The 18,223-nt window shown below is 39.2% G+C and carries 19 protein-coding genes and 1 riboswitch; of the genes, 2 read left to right on the forward strand and 17 right to left on the reverse strand.

What is annotated here, in order from left to right:
• Window positions 1-6: 6 nt before the first annotated feature.
• From AK95_RS21860 to AK95_RS35375, 4 genes are all read right to left on the reverse strand, one after another.
• Window positions 7-519 carry a TlpA family protein disulfide reductase gene (locus AK95_RS21860; RefSeq protein ID WP_071222011.1) on the reverse strand — a complete coding sequence of 171 codons (513 nt, stop codon included), beginning with the start codon at window positions 517-519 and terminating at the stop codon, window positions 7-9.
• 15 nt (window positions 520-534) lie between these two features.
• The gene (locus AK95_RS21865; RefSeq protein ID WP_071222012.1) at window positions 535-1,248 is read right to left on the reverse strand and encodes a cytochrome c biogenesis CcdA family protein; all 714 of its coding nucleotides are present in this window, start codon (window positions 1,246-1,248) and stop codon (window positions 535-537) included.
• A 115-nt stretch (window positions 1,249-1,363) separates the two neighbouring features.
• Entirely contained in the window at window positions 1,364-3,565 is a 2,202-nt protein-coding gene (locus AK95_RS21870; RefSeq protein ID WP_071222013.1) for a spermidine synthase family protein, read from the reverse strand.
• 770 nt (window positions 3,566-4,335) lie between these two features.
• The gene (locus AK95_RS35375) at window positions 4,336-4,581 is read right to left on the reverse strand and encodes a four-helix bundle copper-binding protein (RefSeq protein WP_481855861.1); all 246 of its coding nucleotides are present in this window, start codon (window positions 4,579-4,581) and stop codon (window positions 4,336-4,338) included.
• A gap of 286 nt (window positions 4,582-4,867) precedes the next feature.
• On the opposite strand from AK95_RS35375, the gene AK95_RS21885 reads away from it, so the two are divergent.
• Window positions 4,868-5,428, forward strand: a complete 561-nt coding sequence (locus tag AK95_RS21885; protein ID WP_343225172.1) for a C40 family peptidase — start codon at window positions 4,868-4,870, stop codon at window positions 5,426-5,428.
• Between the two features lie 110 nt (window positions 5,429-5,538).
• On the opposite strand, the gene lgt is transcribed toward AK95_RS21885, so the two are convergent.
• The 8 genes from lgt to AK95_RS33615 all read right to left on the reverse strand — a co-directional run bounded on the left by lgt (window position 5,539) and on the right by AK95_RS33615 (window position 13,106).
• Window positions 5,539-6,348, reverse strand: a complete 810-nt coding sequence (gene lgt, locus AK95_RS21890) for a prolipoprotein diacylglyceryl transferase (RefSeq protein WP_071222016.1) — start codon at window positions 6,346-6,348, stop codon at window positions 5,539-5,541.
• Window positions 6,349-6,399: 51 nt separating this feature from the next.
• Window positions 6,400-7,137: an urease accessory protein UreH domain-containing protein gene (locus AK95_RS21895; RefSeq protein WP_071222017.1), complete on the reverse strand. Its 738-nt coding sequence runs from the start codon at window positions 7,135-7,137 to the stop codon at window positions 6,400-6,402.
• Between the two features lie 74 nt (window positions 7,138-7,211).
• On the reverse strand, window positions 7,212-8,069 hold the full coding sequence (locus AK95_RS21900) for a M56 family metallopeptidase (RefSeq protein WP_071222018.1): 858 nt from the start codon (window positions 8,067-8,069) through the stop codon (window positions 7,212-7,214).
• Window positions 8,066-8,497, reverse strand: coding sequence for a BlaI/MecI/CopY family transcriptional regulator (locus tag AK95_RS21905; RefSeq protein WP_071222019.1), 432 nt, complete (start codon window positions 8,495-8,497; stop codon window positions 8,066-8,068). Before AK95_RS21905 ends, AK95_RS21900 begins: the two co-directional genes overlap by 4 nt.
• A gap of 70 nt (window positions 8,498-8,567) precedes the next feature.
• Entirely contained in the window at window positions 8,568-9,494 is a 927-nt protein-coding gene (locus tag AK95_RS21910) for a WD40/YVTN/BNR-like repeat-containing protein (protein ID WP_162487626.1), read from the reverse strand.
• Between the two features lie 151 nt (window positions 9,495-9,645).
• On the reverse strand, window positions 9,646-11,517 hold the full coding sequence (gene asnB, locus AK95_RS21915) for an asparagine synthase (glutamine-hydrolyzing) (RefSeq protein ID WP_071222021.1): 1,872 nt from the start codon (window positions 11,515-11,517) through the stop codon (window positions 9,646-9,648).
• Between the two features lie 280 nt (window positions 11,518-11,797).
• On the reverse strand, window positions 11,798-12,277 hold the full coding sequence (locus tag AK95_RS21920; RefSeq protein ID WP_071222022.1) for a C40 family peptidase: 480 nt from the start codon (window positions 12,275-12,277) through the stop codon (window positions 11,798-11,800).
• 4 nt (window positions 12,278-12,281) lie between these two features.
• Window positions 12,282-12,415, reverse strand: a riboswitch (cyclic di-AMP (ydaO/yuaA leader).
• Between the two features lie 361 nt (window positions 12,416-12,776).
• Window positions 12,777-13,106, reverse strand: coding sequence for a four-helix bundle copper-binding protein (locus AK95_RS33615; RefSeq protein ID WP_074961916.1), 330 nt, complete (start codon window positions 13,104-13,106; stop codon window positions 12,777-12,779).
• 343 nt (window positions 13,107-13,449) lie between these two features.
• Between AK95_RS33615 and AK95_RS21925 the strand changes: the two genes are divergently transcribed.
• The gene (locus tag AK95_RS21925) at window positions 13,450-15,546 is read left to right on the forward strand and encodes a heavy metal translocating P-type ATPase (protein ID WP_071222023.1); all 2,097 of its coding nucleotides are present in this window, start codon (window positions 13,450-13,452) and stop codon (window positions 15,544-15,546) included.
• 73 nt (window positions 15,547-15,619) lie between these two features.
• Here the strand turns inward: AK95_RS21925 and AK95_RS21930 are convergent, their stop codons facing one another.
• The 5 genes from AK95_RS21930 to AK95_RS21950 all read right to left on the reverse strand — a co-directional run bounded on the left by AK95_RS21930 (window position 15,620) and on the right by AK95_RS21950 (window position 18,212).
• Window positions 15,620-16,087, reverse strand: a complete 468-nt coding sequence (locus AK95_RS21930) for a MarR family winged helix-turn-helix transcriptional regulator (protein ID WP_162487627.1) — start codon at window positions 16,085-16,087, stop codon at window positions 15,620-15,622.
• Window positions 16,088-16,127: 40 nt separating this feature from the next.
• Window positions 16,128-16,973, reverse strand: coding sequence for an N-acyl homoserine lactonase family protein (locus tag AK95_RS21935; protein ID WP_071222024.1), 846 nt, complete (start codon window positions 16,971-16,973; stop codon window positions 16,128-16,130).
• A 131-nt stretch (window positions 16,974-17,104) separates the two neighbouring features.
• Window positions 17,105-17,344 carry a glutaredoxin family protein gene (locus AK95_RS21940; RefSeq protein WP_071222025.1) on the reverse strand — a complete coding sequence of 80 codons (240 nt, stop codon included), beginning with the start codon at window positions 17,342-17,344 and terminating at the stop codon, window positions 17,105-17,107.
• Between the two features lie 20 nt (window positions 17,345-17,364).
• Window positions 17,365-17,568, reverse strand: coding sequence for a heavy-metal-associated domain-containing protein (locus tag AK95_RS21945; protein ID WP_071222026.1), 204 nt, complete (start codon window positions 17,566-17,568; stop codon window positions 17,365-17,367).
• A 26-nt stretch (window positions 17,569-17,594) separates the two neighbouring features.
• Window positions 17,595-18,212: a nitrite reductase gene (locus tag AK95_RS21950; protein WP_071222027.1), complete on the reverse strand. Its 618-nt coding sequence runs from the start codon at window positions 18,210-18,212 to the stop codon at window positions 17,595-17,597.
• Window positions 18,213-18,223: the final 11 nt, after the last annotated feature.

Raw genomic sequence — 18,223 nt, forward strand, 5'->3', positions numbered from 1 at the left:
TAAGCCCTAAGGTAACAACCGCCGAAACTTGGATTCCATGGTTTGTGGATCAACCAAACCAATGACCTGTTCGATAATAATGCCTTCACTATTAACAAATAGCGTAGTTGGTATGGGGCGAATCGCATATTTTTGAGCTACTTCACCTTTTTCATCGATCAGAACGGGAAACTGAAAACCATACTCTTGTGCAAAAGCTTTAGCCCCTTCAATTGAATCACTAGCTGTTACATTCACCGCATAGATTTCTATACGAGCTTTATATTTATCGTAGAGCCGTACCAATTCAGGTGCCTCAATTTTGCATGGGCCGCACCACGAAGCCCAGAAATTAATTACGACAGGTTTGCCGTTCAAACTTTGGAGTGAATAAGTCTGTCCATCAAGTGCTTGTAGTGAAAAGTTCGGGGCTTGATAACCCGTTTTGGGCAGTTCTTCTGTGCTTACAGACGTCGATTGTATAATAGCGATGATAGCGAGAACAATAATTGTCGAAAGTATCCACCATTGTTTTTTCACTACAAACTCGCCCCCTTAAAAACCAGTAAATCCACCGTATAATTCAATGAAAAAAATAGTGATTTTTGTCATTTGATCCGTATAGAGCAAGACACCTGTCAACACCATTAATGCTCCTCCGATTTTCATGAGTCGATTAGAATGTTTTAGGATCCATTTTGTTCGCCCAAGGAAGAAGGCCATGATGAAAAACGGAATAGCGAAGCCTAAAGTGTAAGAAAAGGTATATATCAGCGCCTCAGAGGGATTGGTAAAACCTAAAGCCAACACCGCTGTGAGTATAGGGCCAACACAAGGTGTCCACCCTGCCGCATATGTAACCCCGACTAATACGGAACCCAGATAACCGACAGGCCTCTTATTCCATTCAAATCGCATATCTTTCATTAGAATGGAAGGTTTAAATAACCCCACCATCATCAAACCCATCACAACAATCATCACACCGCCTATTTTGCGAATAAACTCTTGATTACCAGTAAACAGATTTCCTATGAAACTAGCAGACAGACCTAGAGCGAAAAATATAATAGAAAACCCTAAAATAAAAAAAACAGTATGAAACAATGTTCTTTTTCGAAAAGCCCCTCTACCTTCCTGTAAATCTTTCACGGATACCCCTGTTATATAAGATATATACGAGGGGTACAGCGGAAGGCAGCATGGTGAGATAAATGACAGAAATCCTGCTGCAAAAACAATCCAGACCGTTAAATCAGCGTCCAACATGCTACTTTTCTCCTTAAACTACAGTAAGTAGTGATTAACCTCACACTACGTATTGTAGTATCAAAGAATAGACGATGTCAATTCCAATGAAAAATTAATAGCGGAATTTTTTATATTACATACTTAAATTTAATTTCGGTTGCAAAATATACAACAAACCGTATAACAAAGCTCCTATCGTCATAGCAGCAGTAAAGCCTAGGGTTAAAGAGATCATGGTGGCAAGGAGCGAACCCGTGACGGTCATCAGACCATTAATTGCCCAACTTAATGCTATCTTCCGCTCAGGAGTCTTCGTCAAACCAAACGGAAACGGCATACCCATAAATAAACCTAATGGGATGAGTATTAGCCCCGCTGCTATAACCCGATAGGTTAATGATAAAGAAAATAATTGTTCGTTATACCATGATAAAACTCCATTCACACACAATGTTAAAACACAAATCCACAATAATGGTGTGTATCTTTTCTTGTTGAATGAGAAGCATTTACCAAAAAACAGGCTGCCAACACCACCAGAAACTAACAATACACCAAGCACCAATACAAAAGATAACGTTGGATGTCCTAACGGTAGGATTAATCTCTGTATAAGTGTTGTTTCAATCACAATAAATCCGATCCCCAACCCAGAAAAGTACACGGTACGTCCTAATGAGTACTTTGTTCTTACAGCTAGTATTAAAGTGATCAATATCGTACCTATCGTTAGAATGACAAGTTGGACAGGAACCCCATTTGCCTTATTGTAAAAATAAGGCATATCGTCGCGATTAGAAAGTAATTGGTTTTGTGAAATCGAAAAAGTACGATATAAATCAGCATAGCGATCATATATCTTTGGGATGTGAACAGGTATCTGTTGTTTCTTTTCAGCTTCCACTTTAAGACGTTGTGCGGACTCTAAAGAAAAGGGGGATTTCGTCACAATCACCAACGGCCTGGTAATACGACTCCCATTGAATCCCCACACGACATGACCAAGATGCTGATATGTGCCAATCACTGCCAGATGATTCTGTAATTGATTATGATTAATCCCTACAAATCGTAGTGATTTCTCGGTTGCGTTCAACACCTTCATGAGCTCTGACTCATCATGGAGTAAAAATGCAAGCCTCCCGCCCGGCTTCAACTTGTTTAGATATTCTCGGATTGCTTCTTCTGTGAAGATATAATTTTCAGTCAAAGCAAGGCCTAAGCCATTCCCCGATTCTTTTTTTACAAGGGACAAATAGATCAAGTCATACCGATTTTGTGTTTGACGTATATAATTCCTTCCATCAGAAACGATTGCTTTCACCCCCGGTTGATTAAATACATCGCCCGAGAATGAAGCAACTGTCTGTACAGCTCGAAAGCTCCCAGGATTGATATCGACCGCTTCAATTTCCTTGTAGCCTGCAAGTTGGGCGGCTAAAACCTCTTGGCCACCGCCTGCTCCAATAATGAGTGCCCGTTTTTTATCTAGGGTATCCTCAAAAGCAAGAAAACTGGTTGTTGATCGTAAATAGTCTACCTCGTTTAAGTCCCCCGTATATTTTGATATGGGAGAAACAGCACCCCCATCAATAGTAATATATAACAGCTCCCCGTTTGCATCATCGTATACATCAGTACGAGAGAATGAATTCCATTCGGTATACATAACTTTTGATTTCGTATTTCCTTGGAATACATTTGATGGACTCGTTTCAAATGCCAAAAACGGAAGGTATTGTGAGAATGGTAAGACCGTGTTGACAAGCAGAAGCGTAAAAATCAGGAGATATACGAATTTCCGCTGAGTTCGCGAACGATTAAAGTCAATACTAACGCTTATTCCAAACAATATGGCAGCTAACAGTGATATGGTTGTGATGGGATCGAATATACTCATCAATACGATGGATGAAACGGCTCCAATCCCTGCGCCAGCCAAATCAGCACAATAAATGAGGCGAATTTGTTGTTTATGTTGTTGCATAATGGCAGCGAGTAAAGCACCTCCAGTAAAGAAAGGGAGAAGAGCGACTGGCGAATAAAACCATATCCCTTGGTACGGAAAGACATACATGACAAAGACGGATACGATTAGAAAAAGTGCAAACAAGCCGAGACATACATGGCGAAATTGGTAAACACGCCCGGCAGTTTTATAGGCCATAAATCCACCAAGTCCAATACCTAGCGTAGCTAATGATATGGTTAAAAATACGTAGTTATTATCCGCGATAACTGCAAAGAATCGAGAAAGAAAAACTTCATAGACGATGAAAGAGAAAGCAGCTGCGAATGTTAGAATCGCATCCCTCTGAGTATCCCTGAACACCATGAAAATCCCCTTCCCAATTTATCGTGTATCTCATATGTAAATCAGTCTGCTCTCATCATTCTTATTCCAAACCTGCAATAGTCCATTTATCATTTAACATATTACAAATAAAAAGTACCATTGTCGCAATCAGCGAGAAATGGCACCTAATAAATAATTACATTTTTTATTTCTAAGATTCGAATTTTTTTTGTATATAAACTTCAAATGTTGTCCCCTTTCCATATTCACTGAATACTTGATTTTTGCCTTTTGGCAATTGCGAGCCCGAGTCCAGACACCTACCATGTTCCATTGATCTGGATTTTTCAACACGATAGAATCGCTCAAATCAACAAGGAAGTTCATCTTCAGGAATACCTGGGCCCTGTATCCTCAATCGAAATGCAAACCATTCCAGCATCACGCATCGTCTGGCATCAAACTAATTACACTTCCGATCTGAATGTAGATAATAAAGCTGAGTAGAAGATAGAAAATCACAAACTCCTACAGATGGAATACATCGGTAGGAGTTATGTGGTTTTATTGATTTGTAACATATGTTTTTAAATATATATTAGATCTTAAAGCAGCCCCTTCCGTATTCGTTTAGCAATTCTTCTTACTGCTCTTGCTTTCCGTCGCTCTGCTTTTGCTCTCCGCCTCTCTACTCTCGCTATCCTTCTCTGAGCCTTTGCCAGTCGCCTCTCTGCCTTTGCCAACTTCCTGCTGAACTTCAGTAACCTTCCAATGCTAAATAAGTCCATCTTAGCTCCTATTGATCTTTTTTATGCAGCGAAGGTACGGCATTCTTGAGCGCATTTCAAGCACATTCGACTGCACATTTGAGATTCCTGATCATCAAACTTCGCACACTCATTGCCGCATACCTCGCAAATATATGCACACAGATTAGCGGCTGCTTTTGCAAAAACACTACGGCGAGCAATGTAACAAGAGAGTGTTTCACAAATAGTGGCACAATCACGGAGTAATTGGATTTGGTGGATTCTAGAACGTGTGTCAGCATACAAAGAAAATGAGAAACCATATGTTCACACATTGCCCCACATTCTTGTACGATTTTGTGTACACGAGGAAACATCATGGCAGTGTGATGCTTCATAGTCTGATTCAACATTAGAGCCTCCTAATATTTTGTTCATACAGCTTATGCATCTGACTTTTGTCCGATGTAGTAGGTATTTGCCTATTCATTTGAATATGTAGGGATGGTAAATATTCCATCCAATGCTCCTTCATCGGTTGTGATAGATTTGAATTGCAAGGCATTAATCATCACGATCAGGAGGGATTATTTTGAAAAAACTCATCGCATTGGGGTTGTTGACTGCTCTATCATTTTCAGTTGTCCCAGAGCAAGGACAAGTATTGGCTGCTCCTCAACAAAAGACTTTATATCAGCAGGACAACTCTTCTTCAGTCCGACAAAACGTCATAAATAGTGGTATGAAATATTTAGGTACCCCTTATGAATTCGGTTCTAGCCGCTCGAATACAAATACCTTTGATTGTTCTGATTTTGTTCGGCAAGCTTATTGGGAGGGATCCGGTGTATTAATCCCAGCAAATTCAAGAACGCAAGGGGCCTATATCAAACAAAATGGAACTGTAACAAAGGATTGGAGAGGATTAAAACCTGGGGATATCATGTTCTTCATGTCTTATAAGGGGAATAAAGACTCGAGCTATAGAGGTATTGACAAAAGTAAGGCACGTATTACGCATAATGGAATATATCTCGGGAATGGAAAGATTTTGCATACGTATTCTAAAACATCCGGTGGTGTCCGAATCGATTCAATTGAGAATACACATTGGGAAAAGAGATTTCTCTTTGGCGGAAGTTTTTTGAAATAAACACTACAGATTGTAGTTTAATTAATAATGGACCCAGTGAATACTGGGTCCATTTAGCTATACCAATTTCAAGAGCCTTCATTGAGATAACACCACAAAAAAGAAATGGTCTAAGGTACGTTTACTTCACTTGCAGCAATCTGCTGATTTTGCTTATTTTGTTTATTCTGAAATAAGAAATACAGAATCAGACCACTACTTACGAGGATAACGATAACGCTAGTCCATTGACCCGCGGTCCAATTTAGTACGTAGCGAGGGGAATCCCCACGCAGAAATTCTAACATAAATCTGCCAACTGCATAAAGAATGTTGTAAGAAAGGAACAATACCCCTCTAGGTAAAGTTCTCGTTCTTAATATGAGTAAAACGGCAAATACAATTAAATCCCACTGCCCTTCCCATACCTCCGCTGGCCAAAGCGGCTGCGAACCATAAACATCGAATGCCATTGTTCCTGGAGGGTAAACAATCCCAAAGTTTGAACCAGTCGGAGAACCAAAAGCATCACCATTAAGAAAGCAAGCAATTCTGCCAATAGCTTGTCCTAAAATAATTGCAGGTGCCAGCACATCCGCCAGTTCCCAAAATGAAAGGCGATGTATCCTAGTATAGATAGCTGCCACTATAAAACCACCCACTAATGCTCCTTGAATCGATATTCCCCCATTCCAAATGGCAAATATCTCACTAAGATGTGATGAGTAATAGTTCCACTGAAAAAAGAATACATGCCAAACTCTGGCCATTATAATTGCGCCAAAAATCACATAGGTCATTAAATTGGGAATATGTTTCTGGTACTCGCTCCCTCTCGAAAGGTAATAAGCAACTCCAATGGCAAGTAAAATTGCAAGAGCTACAATTACGCCATAAGAACGAATTTCAATTCCGCCAATGGAAAAGAGTATAACTTTCATTTCATCATTTTCCCCTCATCTCAAGTATATAACAGCATGCAGTCACCTGATTTACCAATAAGTTATCGTATCGGCGACTCCTAATATTAGAAATAACACACCGACGACTCTCTGCATCCATTTCCCCCATTGCCGCGACTTTTTTATCATAGCTGTATCGATCCCCAGGACGACGCTCAATCCCACAAACAATAGAAACGGCATCGCTGTTCCTAGAGCAAATATTGGAGGTAGAATGAATCCATAAGAAGATTGAAATACCAACGGCATAACTAAGCCGAAAAACAGCCAAACCATCGTCGGACAAAAACCGAAGGAAAAGGAAGCTCCTAGTACAAACGCCCCCCATTTCCCACCGATACGTCCAGATAGATCTTTTAAATAGGAAGATAATTGAAAACCGAAACCACCTGGTAATTTAAACAATCCTAAAAAAAACAGGCCCATGATAATCAGCAGTGGACCTAACATTTTACGTGCGAATACGAATAATGGAATCATATCTTGGGATAAACTTTGGCCAAATAGCCAAAACAGAGCACCCAATATGCTAAATACTGAAATTTTCCCGAGCAAATACATAGTAATTTCGATCCATGATGATCTTCGCTGAACTTGGCGATTACTAAAATACATCATGGCACCAATGTTTGCTGATATTTGACATGGTGCCACTGAACCGACAAATCCCAAAAACATAACAGAAAGAAGTGCTATATTCGAAGAGTAAGCTACCTCAGTTAATGGACCAGCAACGACGTTGGTTATCCAGTTGAATATTTCATACACGTCTTTATATCACCTCAGCAACAATCTTACTTCAAAAAAACTACAAATAGTAGTGTTTAAGGTAAAAAAAGGGCTCATGAACATCCGCCCGATATCAAACCAATCATGATGCCAAAAATAATAATGGTTGACAAAAGAGATTTGCCGTAGGAAAAAGGAACATGAAGCGGTTGATCCGGCTGAAGCACTTGTAATATTCGGTAATTAATCGCTGTATTAGCAAAGGGCACAGCTACGGTTATATGCCTATTATTTACCAAAGTGGACAACTTCAATAATACATTCCCTAAGTGATATTCCGATTTCATATGTCTTAGAGCAAAGCGATCCGCAAGAAGTTCCTTCCTAGTTGCAAACTGATTACTCAATGTTTTTAATAATGGGATATACCCCATGCTCTCTGTCAGTAAAACAACCAAGAACATTTGAAGCGGATCGCGTCCCCTGCAGTGATACCATTCATGGAGTAATATTGCCCTAACTTCCTCTTCGTTGAACATGTTCATAAGCCCAGTAGAAATAACGATACGTGGATGCCAAATCCCCATAGCCAAAGCAATAAATGCGTCATCTCTTACAACCATAATTTCTGTATTCCAATCCTGATATACCTTGTTTAGGTATATCGTTTGCTGGTGATCCATATTATTTCTAAAGGTCCGCATCCATTTCCAAGTCAAGAATAATTGCCTACTTGATCTGCCGACTAATCGCACCACTGTATACAAAATGACAAGATTAAATAAAACTTTAATGATGTCATGTCCCAAAGTGTCTTCCTGTATAGCGGTTAAGCAGTATTGTATTATATTCCAATTGAGTGGAACACCTAGTACTTGATGCGCAACATACCAACCCATTTGGATCAACACAAATAAGCCCGTGAGTAACATGATTAAAAAAATCAGATTTGTTTTTACAGCCGATTTCATGATGAACTCCCGTGATTCATTTGGTTCAGTTTATCTTGTAGCTTAGAGATCAATTTAGGATCTGCTTCATCCAATGCATCGATCATATGACCCACAACTAAATCTCCAAATTCACGGATTAGTCCTTGTGTAACCTCTTTGGTTTGTTCTGATAAGAATTGTTCTTTGGTTTGTATAGGTTCAAAGAACGTTAACCTTGCCCTACCGCTCCCCTTGGAGGTTTTTTTTAGCAGCCCCTTCTCAATCAATCGATTCATAACCGTCATTACGGTGTTGAATGAAAGTGGTTCTTCTTCACTTACAATGGTTTGTACATCACGAATCGTTGTTTTTTTGGATGCCCACATAATTTCCATGATTTTCGATTCCAGCGGACCAAAAAATTGATTCAAACCTTGTTCATGCATGTTAAACTTTTTAATTTTCAATTTCCTCACCTCTGTAACTACAAATTGTAGTAACAATTAGTAGCACTGTCAATTGTAGAAGGCGAATTACTTATTTCGTTCTTGTCCATTTCTCTCCGCCGTTACTACTTTCATAAACAGAATAACGATCGGTTATAACAACAAGACGGTTGCTGTCTTGTTTAGATGCTTTAATACCAAGTGGCATTTCCCCATTCAATTCTATGTCCATCGCCGTCCATGTTTTCAAATCCATTGATTTTTCGAATCCGCTTTCCGTCATAGTAACTACTTCTTTGTTAGGCAAAGTTATGACTTGATAAACCGGATCATTGGTCAGTTTGTTTTCTTGAACAGTTCCATTTTGTATATCATACCGTACAAGTCCCGTTTCCGTTGCAGCCAAAATGGATGATGGCGATCCAGTCATCATTGTAATAGAATATGCACCGGCAGGTAAACTTGTTACATTCGTCCACGTGTTCCCGCCATCCCTTGTTTCATACAGGTTATCACCCTCACCTGCTAACAATGTAAATAGATGATTCGGATCATCCGGGTCCATCGTTAAATAATGGGCATCGGGCTCATCGGGTTTTGCTTCATTAGGGAGTCCGTTTTCAATTGTCTGCCAAGTTTCCCCACCATCAACGGAACGTTTGACAAATCCATGTCCTGATACAAATATCCTTGTTGGATCAAACGGATCAATTTCAAGCCCCATGACATCATTCGTACGGAGTTCTGGGAGTGTTCTTTGAAATATATCGTCTTTCAGCTCATAAACACCTGTATGTGTCCCTACCCAGACCGTATCATTACTAGGCGAGTAGCTAAATATATGTGGATGAGTGTTAGAGTCAGCATTCAGTGTATCAAGCGTGGTATCATTCGATTTTTTCACATTTCCCCAAATAGCAAAACCAATCAAGACAATCATAACCACAGAAAATAATGATCCGATACCTAATGATATTCCCTTCCTTTTTTTCTTTGATTTCTTATCCGTCATCATCATTCTCCTAACTTGAGTATAGAATAACTCCTATTATAGTTGGTAAATGTGTAGATTTTGTGAGCCTCATTCTCTCAGACATTTAAGCCAAGATTTAACCTATCAACTTAGAAAGTAAAAAATGAGAGGTCTACCCCCTCATTTAACAACTAATTTATATCACGAGTCTAACTGAATTTTCATGTATAAAAACCGAGTGCCACAAGGCAAAAATATAAATGGTCCATATTTTTCTTGAGTTGTCGACTCTCCCATTACGGTGTTCCTTTAATAGACCAACAACATGATCTATTTGAATCCATTCTTCAATACCACTTATAATGATTTGTTCGATCATGATATCTCCGATAGATCCCATAAGCCATTTCTTTAAAGGTACTGGAAAACCTAACTTGGGACGATTTAGTACATGGTTTGGTACAATGTCCTCCATAGCTTTACGTAGTACATATTTCGTTGTTTTATGTGTTACACGGTATGATGATGGTATTTTACGAGCTATTTCAAACACTTCTTTGTCTAGAAATGGGACTCGAACCTCTAAGGAATGTGCCATGCTCATTTTGTCAGCCTTCATTAGAATATCGCCGGGTAACCAGAAGTTAAGATCAATTAATTGCATTCTGCTAATATCATCAAGGTCTCTCGAAGTTTCATATATTTTACTCGTCAGTGCTGTTGTAGGTTCCCAATTAGCCTGCAAATTTACCATTGAAGACAAAACAAGTCTCTTTTCTTGTTGGTTAAAGATCTTAGCATTCCCCAAAAAACGTTCTTCCAAAGGAGTTAAGCCTCTTTTTATATAGTTTTTACCATGAAAATTGAACGGAATTCCGTCTATAAATTGCTTGATGTTCCGTTTTAGGTTCGTTGGAATCCACGATAATGGCTTAAGTGAGGAAGGCTCTCTATAAATACGATATCCTCCAAACAACTCGTCTGCACCTTCACCTGATAATGCGACAGTAATATGCTCTCTTGCCACTTGGGAAAGTCGATAGATCGCAATTGCAGACGGATCTGCTATGGGTTCATCCATATGCCATACGGCCTTAATCGTATCCTCAAAAAAACGATCAACCGATATCACTTCATCAAAGTGGTCAATACCCAGTTCAATTGCCGTCTTCTTGGCATATATATTTTCATTATGCTCACCTTCAAAACCTACCGAGAAGGTTTTTATAGGCCCTCTCTTGCTAAGATAACTGGCAATCGAAGTTGAGTCTATGCCACCAGATAAAAAGCTCCCTATCGGCACATCACTCTGGGTATGAAGATTCACAGATTCATTAAGTTTATACCGAATCTCTTCTATAAATGTTTCAATTGGCCGATGTTCCGGTTCGAATTGTGGCTCCCAATATGTTTGGTTCTTTATATTGCCCCATTGATCGACAATCAAATAGTGACCCGGTTCAAGCTTTTTTATTCCAGCAAACATTGTATCTGGTTGGGGGACATACTGTAATGTTAGATAATGAAATAGGCTTTTCGGGTTTACGGCGGGTTTCAGACCATCTAAAGAAAGGATACTTTTAATTTCGGATCCAAAAGCAAATTGAGTATTATCCGTATAGTAATAGAATGGTTTTATTCCGAAATGATCACGAGCTGCAAATAATTGTTTCTTCCTCCGATCCCATATTGCAAATCCAAACATCCCACGCAATTTTTCTAAACAATATTCCTGATACTCCTCATATAAATGTATGATGACTTCAGAATCTGTGTTCGTTTTAAACGTATGACCAAGGTCTTCAAGTTCTCTTTTTAATGATTGATAATTATAAATCTCACCGTTAAAAACTAGCCAAAGGCTCTGATCTTCGTTGGAAATAGGCTGGCTGCCGTGTTCCAAATCAAGGATCGACAAACGGGTAAATCCTAAAGCAATCCGATCTACCAACCTAATGCCCGTTTGATCAGGACCACGATGTTTGATTGCATCGGTCATTTTTCTAATTGCTGCCATCGTTGGCAGCGAATTGTTTTCAAACATCAAAAGCCCTGTAATCCCACACATAGAAAAAGTCTTCCCTTCTGGATTATTAACTACACATTGTAGTGTTTTAGTGTTAAAAATTGATCCTTGTTTAAAAACATCAAGAAATCAATAATATTATATACTACGAATTGTAGTTTATTTAATTTAACTAGTCAATTTTTCATTTTATGGTATTTCTATTGTAGATTAATGAATTTTGTTAGATTAATTTCTTAACAAGATTTAATTCACCTAAATATGCGATACAAAAAAACAAACCCGTGGTTTTTACCAGGGCTTGTCTAATTACAAATTAGTACTAGTGCAATCCACTTACCATTTTTGTATAACTTTGTTTAGAGATTGTACGTCTTGCTGTAACGTATCGATTCTTATAGTATGACTCCGATAAATTACTAATCCTTACCCCTTTGCTACTGGAAGAATGAGCAAATTGCCCATTCCCGATATAAATCCCCGCATGAGATATACCAGCACCACTTGTATTAAAGAATACCAAATCCCCAGGTTTGAGATTTTTCTTTGCGACTGGGGTACCCGTTTTTGCCTGAGCATTTGATGTCCGTGGCAGCTCTAAATTAAACTTATCAAAGATATACAAGATAAAACCAGAACAATCAAATCCACTCGATACAGAAGTTCCCCCCCACTTGTAAGGTGTACCCACAACTTGACTTACTTCTGTACGCAATTTGGATTGATCATCAGCAAACGCATTAGTCGCACCAGCTGATAAAATTACTGCAGACCCTATTAATGAAATCATGAATTTCTTCAAACACATGCTCTCCCTTCGGATGCCTACGGAGTTAGCTAAGGGTTCGGTAGAAGGCTCCCTTTATTCCTTTTCAATCAAGAATAATTCACCCGGAATGGTTCCCCCGTTTTCAAAAATGAAACTCGGCATTAAAAATTAATTTTTTGTAACCCTACATAATGTAGTACATTTTCGTATATGTTGTCAATCCCATCCTCTAAATCCATCATTTTTTTTATAAACAGTCGAGTTTCGTTCAAATTCACCCCATAAAGTACACATATAAGGAGAAGTTTCGCTCTTATTGTATTATTCTTATATGAACACAGACTTCTTCTAAGTGAATTATTAAATACATTATTGTAACTACTTCATTTTCAGTATAAGCAGAAAAAACTGTTCAAGCAGACGTTGATCTGCTCCAACAGCTATCTTCAAGTCATATATAATTTTAGTTGTAACTTATAATCAATAAACCCTCCTTTCTCACAAGAAGGGTTTATTGATTATTGAGTCTGTTCTACGCTGCCATTGCTCTACAAGCCTCTGCACATCTAAAGCAAGCCTCTGCACATTCTTGACAGTGTTTTACATCATGCATTTTACATTCTGTGCCACATTCTTCACAAACATCGGCACAGATACTACAAATCTCACGCGCATAAACACTGTTCGTTGACATTGCATGCGCAGCAAAAGCACAAATATCAGCGCATTGTCGATCCAAACGAATACATTTTGTCATCATAGCTACATTCTCTTCATCAAGACAAGCGTTGTAACAATTATTACATGCCATCATACAACGTATGCATTCCTCGATACACTTTTGGTATTGTTCATGTGACATAGTCAATATCTCCTTTCGAATTTACGATTCAAGAATTTAGGATGCACAACACTTTTTATTTGATTCAAAAAATCAAATAATGTAATCACCTCGCTTTTCATACGATTTGTAACCTATTGTTAGGTTGACTATTATATAACCCGAAGTTATGTAGATTTTGTGAGGAAACTGAACAAATTTGAAAATGATGATTGTACATGAAGACTGAGCTTTGAATCCGTGATTACTTTACTCTTTAAGGTTTAAATTAGTATTAATGGGTAACAATACTACGTGATGTAGTCCTAACAATCTTTTCTTATTACGGCATTAGACTAAATAATCTTATGAAGAGGTGAATTCAATGTATAAAAACTCCAAAAAGAGCGTGAAACATCAATTCACGAACAATCATATGCATAAACACGAAAGTGAGCATCATCATCAAGGGATGAAACACGACCATGACCATTCCGGATCACATCATAGTACCGGGCACCAACATAGCGGCGGGGATAAACATGCCGGTCATCATGTAGATGACTTTAAAAAACGCTTTTATATTTGTTTAATTATTACAATTCCAATCATGGCTCTTTCGCCAATGATTCAGATGTTCATTGGTGTACATTGGCGGTTTCCATATGACACCGTTTTACTGTTTCTACTCTCCACTTTTGTCTTCATTTATGGAGGTAAGCCTTTTCTAGTTGGTGCATATCGAGAACTAAAACAAAAGAGCCCTGGCATGATGACGTTAATATCACTTGCTATCGTTGTTGCTTACGTATACAGTTCATTAATTGTCATAGGATTGACGGATGTAGACTTCTTTTGGGAACTGGCAACCCTTATTGTCATTATGCTGCTAGGTCACTGGCTAGAAATGAAGTCTATTTTAGGTGCATCTAATGCCCTAGAGGAATTGGTCAAACTAATTCCTTCTGAAGCACATCTTATTACGGAAAATGGAGATATCAAAGAGGTAAGCGTGTCAGAGCTAAGCCCAGAGCAAACGATTTTAATTAAACCAGGAGAGCGAATCCCTGTAGATGGAATCATTGTGAAAGGACAATCATCACTCGATGAATCCATGCTTACGGGGGAATCCGTCCCGGTCATCAAGAATCCTGGAGATAAACTCATTGGAGGAGCTGTCAACGGTGAAGGAGCATTAACCGTAACGGTTACCAATAGTGGTGAAAAGGGTTACTTATCCCAAGTTATTTCCCTAGTTAAAGAAGCTCAAGAATCTAAATCTAAAACTCAAAACTTATCCGATCGTGCGGCAAAATGGTTATTTTATGTAGCTTTAGGTGCAGGGTTAATAACCCTACTCGTATGGCTCTCTTTAGGTTACGGCTTTAACTTCGCAATAGAGCGCATGGTGACTGTGATGATTATTGCCTGTCCACACGCATTGGGTTTGGCTGTGCCTCTTGTTGTATCAACCACTACCTCGATAGCAGCGAAAAAAGGGTTATTGATACGTAACCGTACTGCCTTTGAAGAAGCTCGAAAATTGAACGCTGTCGTATTTGATAAAACAGGAACACTAACTCAAGGTAAATTTGGAATAACCGATATTTTACCTGCATCGGGATATACAGAGACGGAAATTTTAACCCTCGTTGGTTCCCTGGAAGCTCAATCCGAACATCCTATTTCTAAAGGTGTAGTGGAAGAAGTGAAAAACCGTGAAATAAAAATATCAGAACCAGAGTCATTTGAAGCACTGACAGGGAAAGGTCTTAAGGGGAAAGTTAACGGTAAGGATGTTTTGGTTGTTAGTCCTGGCTTTATGGAGGATCAAAAAATAGATTATCCTATTTCGGAGTATAATAAGCTGTCATCACAAGGGAAAACGGTTGTCTTTGCCGTTGTTGATAACCAATATGCCGGTCTAATCGGCCTTGCAGATAAAGTCCGGGAAAGTGCAAAGAACGCTGTAGAGAATTTAAAATCATTAGGAATCAAATCAATGATGTTGACGGGGGATAACAAAAAAGTTGCCCAATGGGTTGGCGAAAGCTTGCATTTAGATGAGATACATGCAGAAGTCCTCCCCCATCAAAAGGCTGATAAAATAACGGAAATTCAAAAAGAGGGTTATATGGTTGCCATGACGGGGGATGGGGTGAATGATGCTCCAGCTTTGGCAAAAGCAGATCTCGGCATTGCTATTGGCGCCGGAACGGATGTCGCAATTGAAACAGCAGATATTGTTCTTGTAAGGAGTGATCCTAATGATGTCGTTTCGATTCTCGACTTATCTAGGAAAGCTTACAATAAAATGATTCAAAATCTTTGGTGGGCCAGTGGTTATAATATTATTGCCATTCCACTTGCTGCCGGTATATTATATGGCGCTGGAATTGTCCTAGACCCTGCGATTGGAGCCATACTGATGTCTCTGAGTACTATTGTCGTAGCAATTAACGCCAAACTTCTTAGGGCATAACCCAAGTGTGAAACAATTACTGCGAGAGGCTCATACGAGCCTCTTTTTTCTTTGGGCAAAGCGAGGCATCCCATTATTTCATGAAACCCCTAGCCTGCAGGCTGCCTGCAATGGGTTCTTCCGACAACAGTTCGCAAAGGATTTGGTTGATCGATTCTAACTTATCGTTATCGATTTTTCGAGATATCATCGTGTATAGTTCCTGTTCTACCAATGTTACTCTTCTTGATTTTTCCACACCTTTATCGGATAAACGTAATATAACCGCTCTGGAATCTTTAGGGTCCGTATCACGAATAATGTAACCATCCTGAACAAGCTTGTTAACGAGCCTTGATGGACTGCCACCTTCACATATTAACAGAAAGCCGAGCTCCTTCAATGAGAGTGGTCCTCTCTCTTCAAGAACCCGTAACACCTCCGCCTGCGATCCGGTAATACTTTCTTTACTCAATGCAGACTGTAACATACGTCCACCCTGTCTTTCGGCAGCAAGAATCAGAAAACGTAATTGTTCAGCAAGTTCTATATTTTGTTCCAAGTTAATCACCATTCTCCGTAGCATACTTGATACGTAGAAATTATATCATACCATTACGCCTCGAAAGCAAAACTCCAGCGTCCGGATCATGGGTTGATAGTATAGGTGCACCACCATTTCTATTTGACCACTCCCTAAGTTGGTTCATTGTTGTTAAAGCTGCCTTTTTATCATCTGCAATACCATCAGCAACCTCTCGCTTGAATTGTGTTTGTGTGTAGATTGCATCCCCGGCTAAGCAAACCGGGAGTCTTCCATTTACCAACAACGATTGATGACCAAATGTATGCCCTGGAGTCGGAACAATCACAAGGGAACCATCCCCGATCAAGTCATATCCATTTATAAATGCACCTGCTTGATTCATCTTTTCATGATGAATAATTTGATATTTATAATCAGGATTATAAAATCTATGTTTTTGATATCCATGCATGAACGTTGCTCCAAAACGTTGACCATCTGCCCATTCACGCTCACTAATGACAAACTCCGATTTAGTTAATCGAGCAATCCCTCCAACATGATCTGAATGCAAGTGGCTTAGTATCACATATATGACATCATTAGGAGAAAATCCGAGGCGCAGGATCCCCTCAGTTACCGATTCTGATTCACGAATATTAAATTGACACATCTTCCGATATTGAGGAGCCCACCATGGGTAAAAATCCGGTTCATTAACTGACGGATCTTCCCCGGTATCAAAGAGCACCAGACCTTTCGGGTGTTCTATTAAATATGTATTAATGGGAAGCCATTCAGTCCACTTCCTGGATGTAAGAATCCAAATCGAGCGATTGAATTTGCTTCCTTCCACCTGCTGAGGGTGAACACGAACTGCTCCGGTTTGTATTCGATGTACTCGAATTGTTGGGGTCTCCAATATTATACATCCTCTCATTTCAAATTAAATGACACGTCACCTTTTATATGATAGATGACATGTCATTTAAAATCAATACTGTGATAAACATATAAAAATAAAGCCGGTCATTAGACCGGCTTTATGGACGATTATTTTATGACTTCACTTATTTCCTTTAAATTTTCCGCAAACCCGATAAAGACCTTATTATCTATGACAATCGTTGGAACGATTTGTTTCCCCGTTAAGTCTTTAACTTCCTCGGCATACTTTGCATTCTCTGCACAATTGTATTCTGTATAAGGCACATTTTGTTCAGTGAAGTATCGTTTCGCATAATTGCAGTCGCTACATGTCGGTATCGTATAGACTTTGATCGGTTCCGTCATCGTTCTCACTCCTTGTTTCCTTAATTCGTTACTTCATAACCCTTACTCCGGATAACTTCCTGAATATCATTCAACTGTAATTTCGACTCATCATATTGAACGTGGACAGTACCTTCATCAAAATCAACTTTGCCTTCAACACCGATCTGATCAAGGGAGCCTTCTATAGATTTGACACAGGAACGACATGTCATTCCATCAACTTTCATTTTCGCTTCTTGCATTGTTTTCACCTCCTTTCATGTTTTTACTATGCGAGTTTTTGCAGTTGTTCAATCGTGACACGATCAATGAATCTGCTGAATTTTTCTTTAGCCTTTGCATTTGCTTTATAATAATCAATAATCGCTGTTATAACGGGTGCTAGGCGCTCTTCTGTGAGTCCGGATATTAAAAGTTTGGCAATCCTAGTTTTAAGGCCCTTGGGTTCACCACCAACATAAATATCGAACTTATCCCGCATTTTAACGATGCCAATATCTTTGAGCAAAGGTTCACTCGTACCTAGGGCGCAACCCGCATAACCAATCTTCAAAGGTGTTGGTGTATTTATCCCCGATATAACTTCATTTAGAACACGAGCCGTTTCTAACCCCGCTGTTTCTGCCCCTTTACAAAAATTGCAGACAATCAAACTTTTGGTAACAGAGCCTGCAGGATACACTTCAAGGCCAATTCCCCTTAGTTCCTCTTCAATACGATCTTTCTGGTCAATGGGAATATCCATATAAAGCTGCCGGAACGGCGTCATTTCAATTTTAGCGTCATTCCCCCCAATGCTCCCTATTTTGGAAAACTGTTCTGGAGTAAAGATATTTCCTCCTATTTGGATGCTAGGGCTTATCGCAATCCTCACTCTTTCTCCCATGACAACCTCCA

The organism is Paenibacillus sp. LC231, from assembly GCF_001860525.1.
In the GTDB taxonomy this organism is placed as follows: Bacteria; Bacillota; Bacilli; order Paenibacillales; family Paenibacillaceae; genus Paenibacillus_AQ.

Excerpts from the sequence above, each read along its gene's own strand:
- AK95_RS21865 (WP_071222012.1), bottom strand. The coding sequence starts at position 1,248 with ATGTTGGACGCTGATTTAACGGTCTGGATTGTTTTTGCAGCAGGATTT.
- AK95_RS21870 (WP_071222013.1), bottom strand. The coding sequence starts at position 3,565 with ATGGTGTTCAGGGATACTCAGAGGGATGCGATTCTAACATTCGCAGCT.
- lgt (WP_071222016.1), bottom strand. The coding sequence starts at position 6,348 with ATGAAAGTTATACTCTTTTCCATTGGCGGAATTGAAATTCGTTCTTAT.
- AK95_RS21900 (WP_071222018.1), bottom strand. The coding sequence starts at position 8,069 with ATGAAATCGGCTGTAAAAACAAATCTGATTTTTTTAATCATGTTACTC.
- AK95_RS21910 (WP_162487626.1), bottom strand. The coding sequence starts at position 9,494 with ATGATGATGACGGATAAGAAATCAAAGAAAAAAAGGAAGGGAATATCA.
- asnB (WP_071222021.1), bottom strand. The coding sequence starts at position 11,517 with ATGTGTGGGATTACAGGGCTTTTGATGTTTGAAAACAATTCGCTGCCA.
- AK95_RS33615 (WP_074961916.1), bottom strand. The coding sequence starts at position 13,106 with ATGTCACATGAACAATACCAAAAGTGTATCGAGGAATGCATACGTTGT.
- AK95_RS21925 (WP_071222023.1), top strand. The coding sequence starts at position 13,450 with ATGTATAAAAACTCCAAAAAGAGCGTGAAACATCAATTCACGAACAAT.
- AK95_RS21940 (WP_071222025.1), bottom strand. The coding sequence starts at position 17,344 with ATGACGGAACCGATCAAAGTCTATACGATACCGACATGTAGCGACTGC.
- AK95_RS21945 (WP_071222026.1), bottom strand. The coding sequence starts at position 17,568 with ATGCAAGAAGCGAAAATGAAAGTTGATGGAATGACATGTCGTTCCTGT.
- AK95_RS21950 (WP_071222027.1), bottom strand. The coding sequence starts at position 18,212 with ATGGGAGAAAGAGTGAGGATTGCGATAAGCCCTAGCATCCAAATAGGA.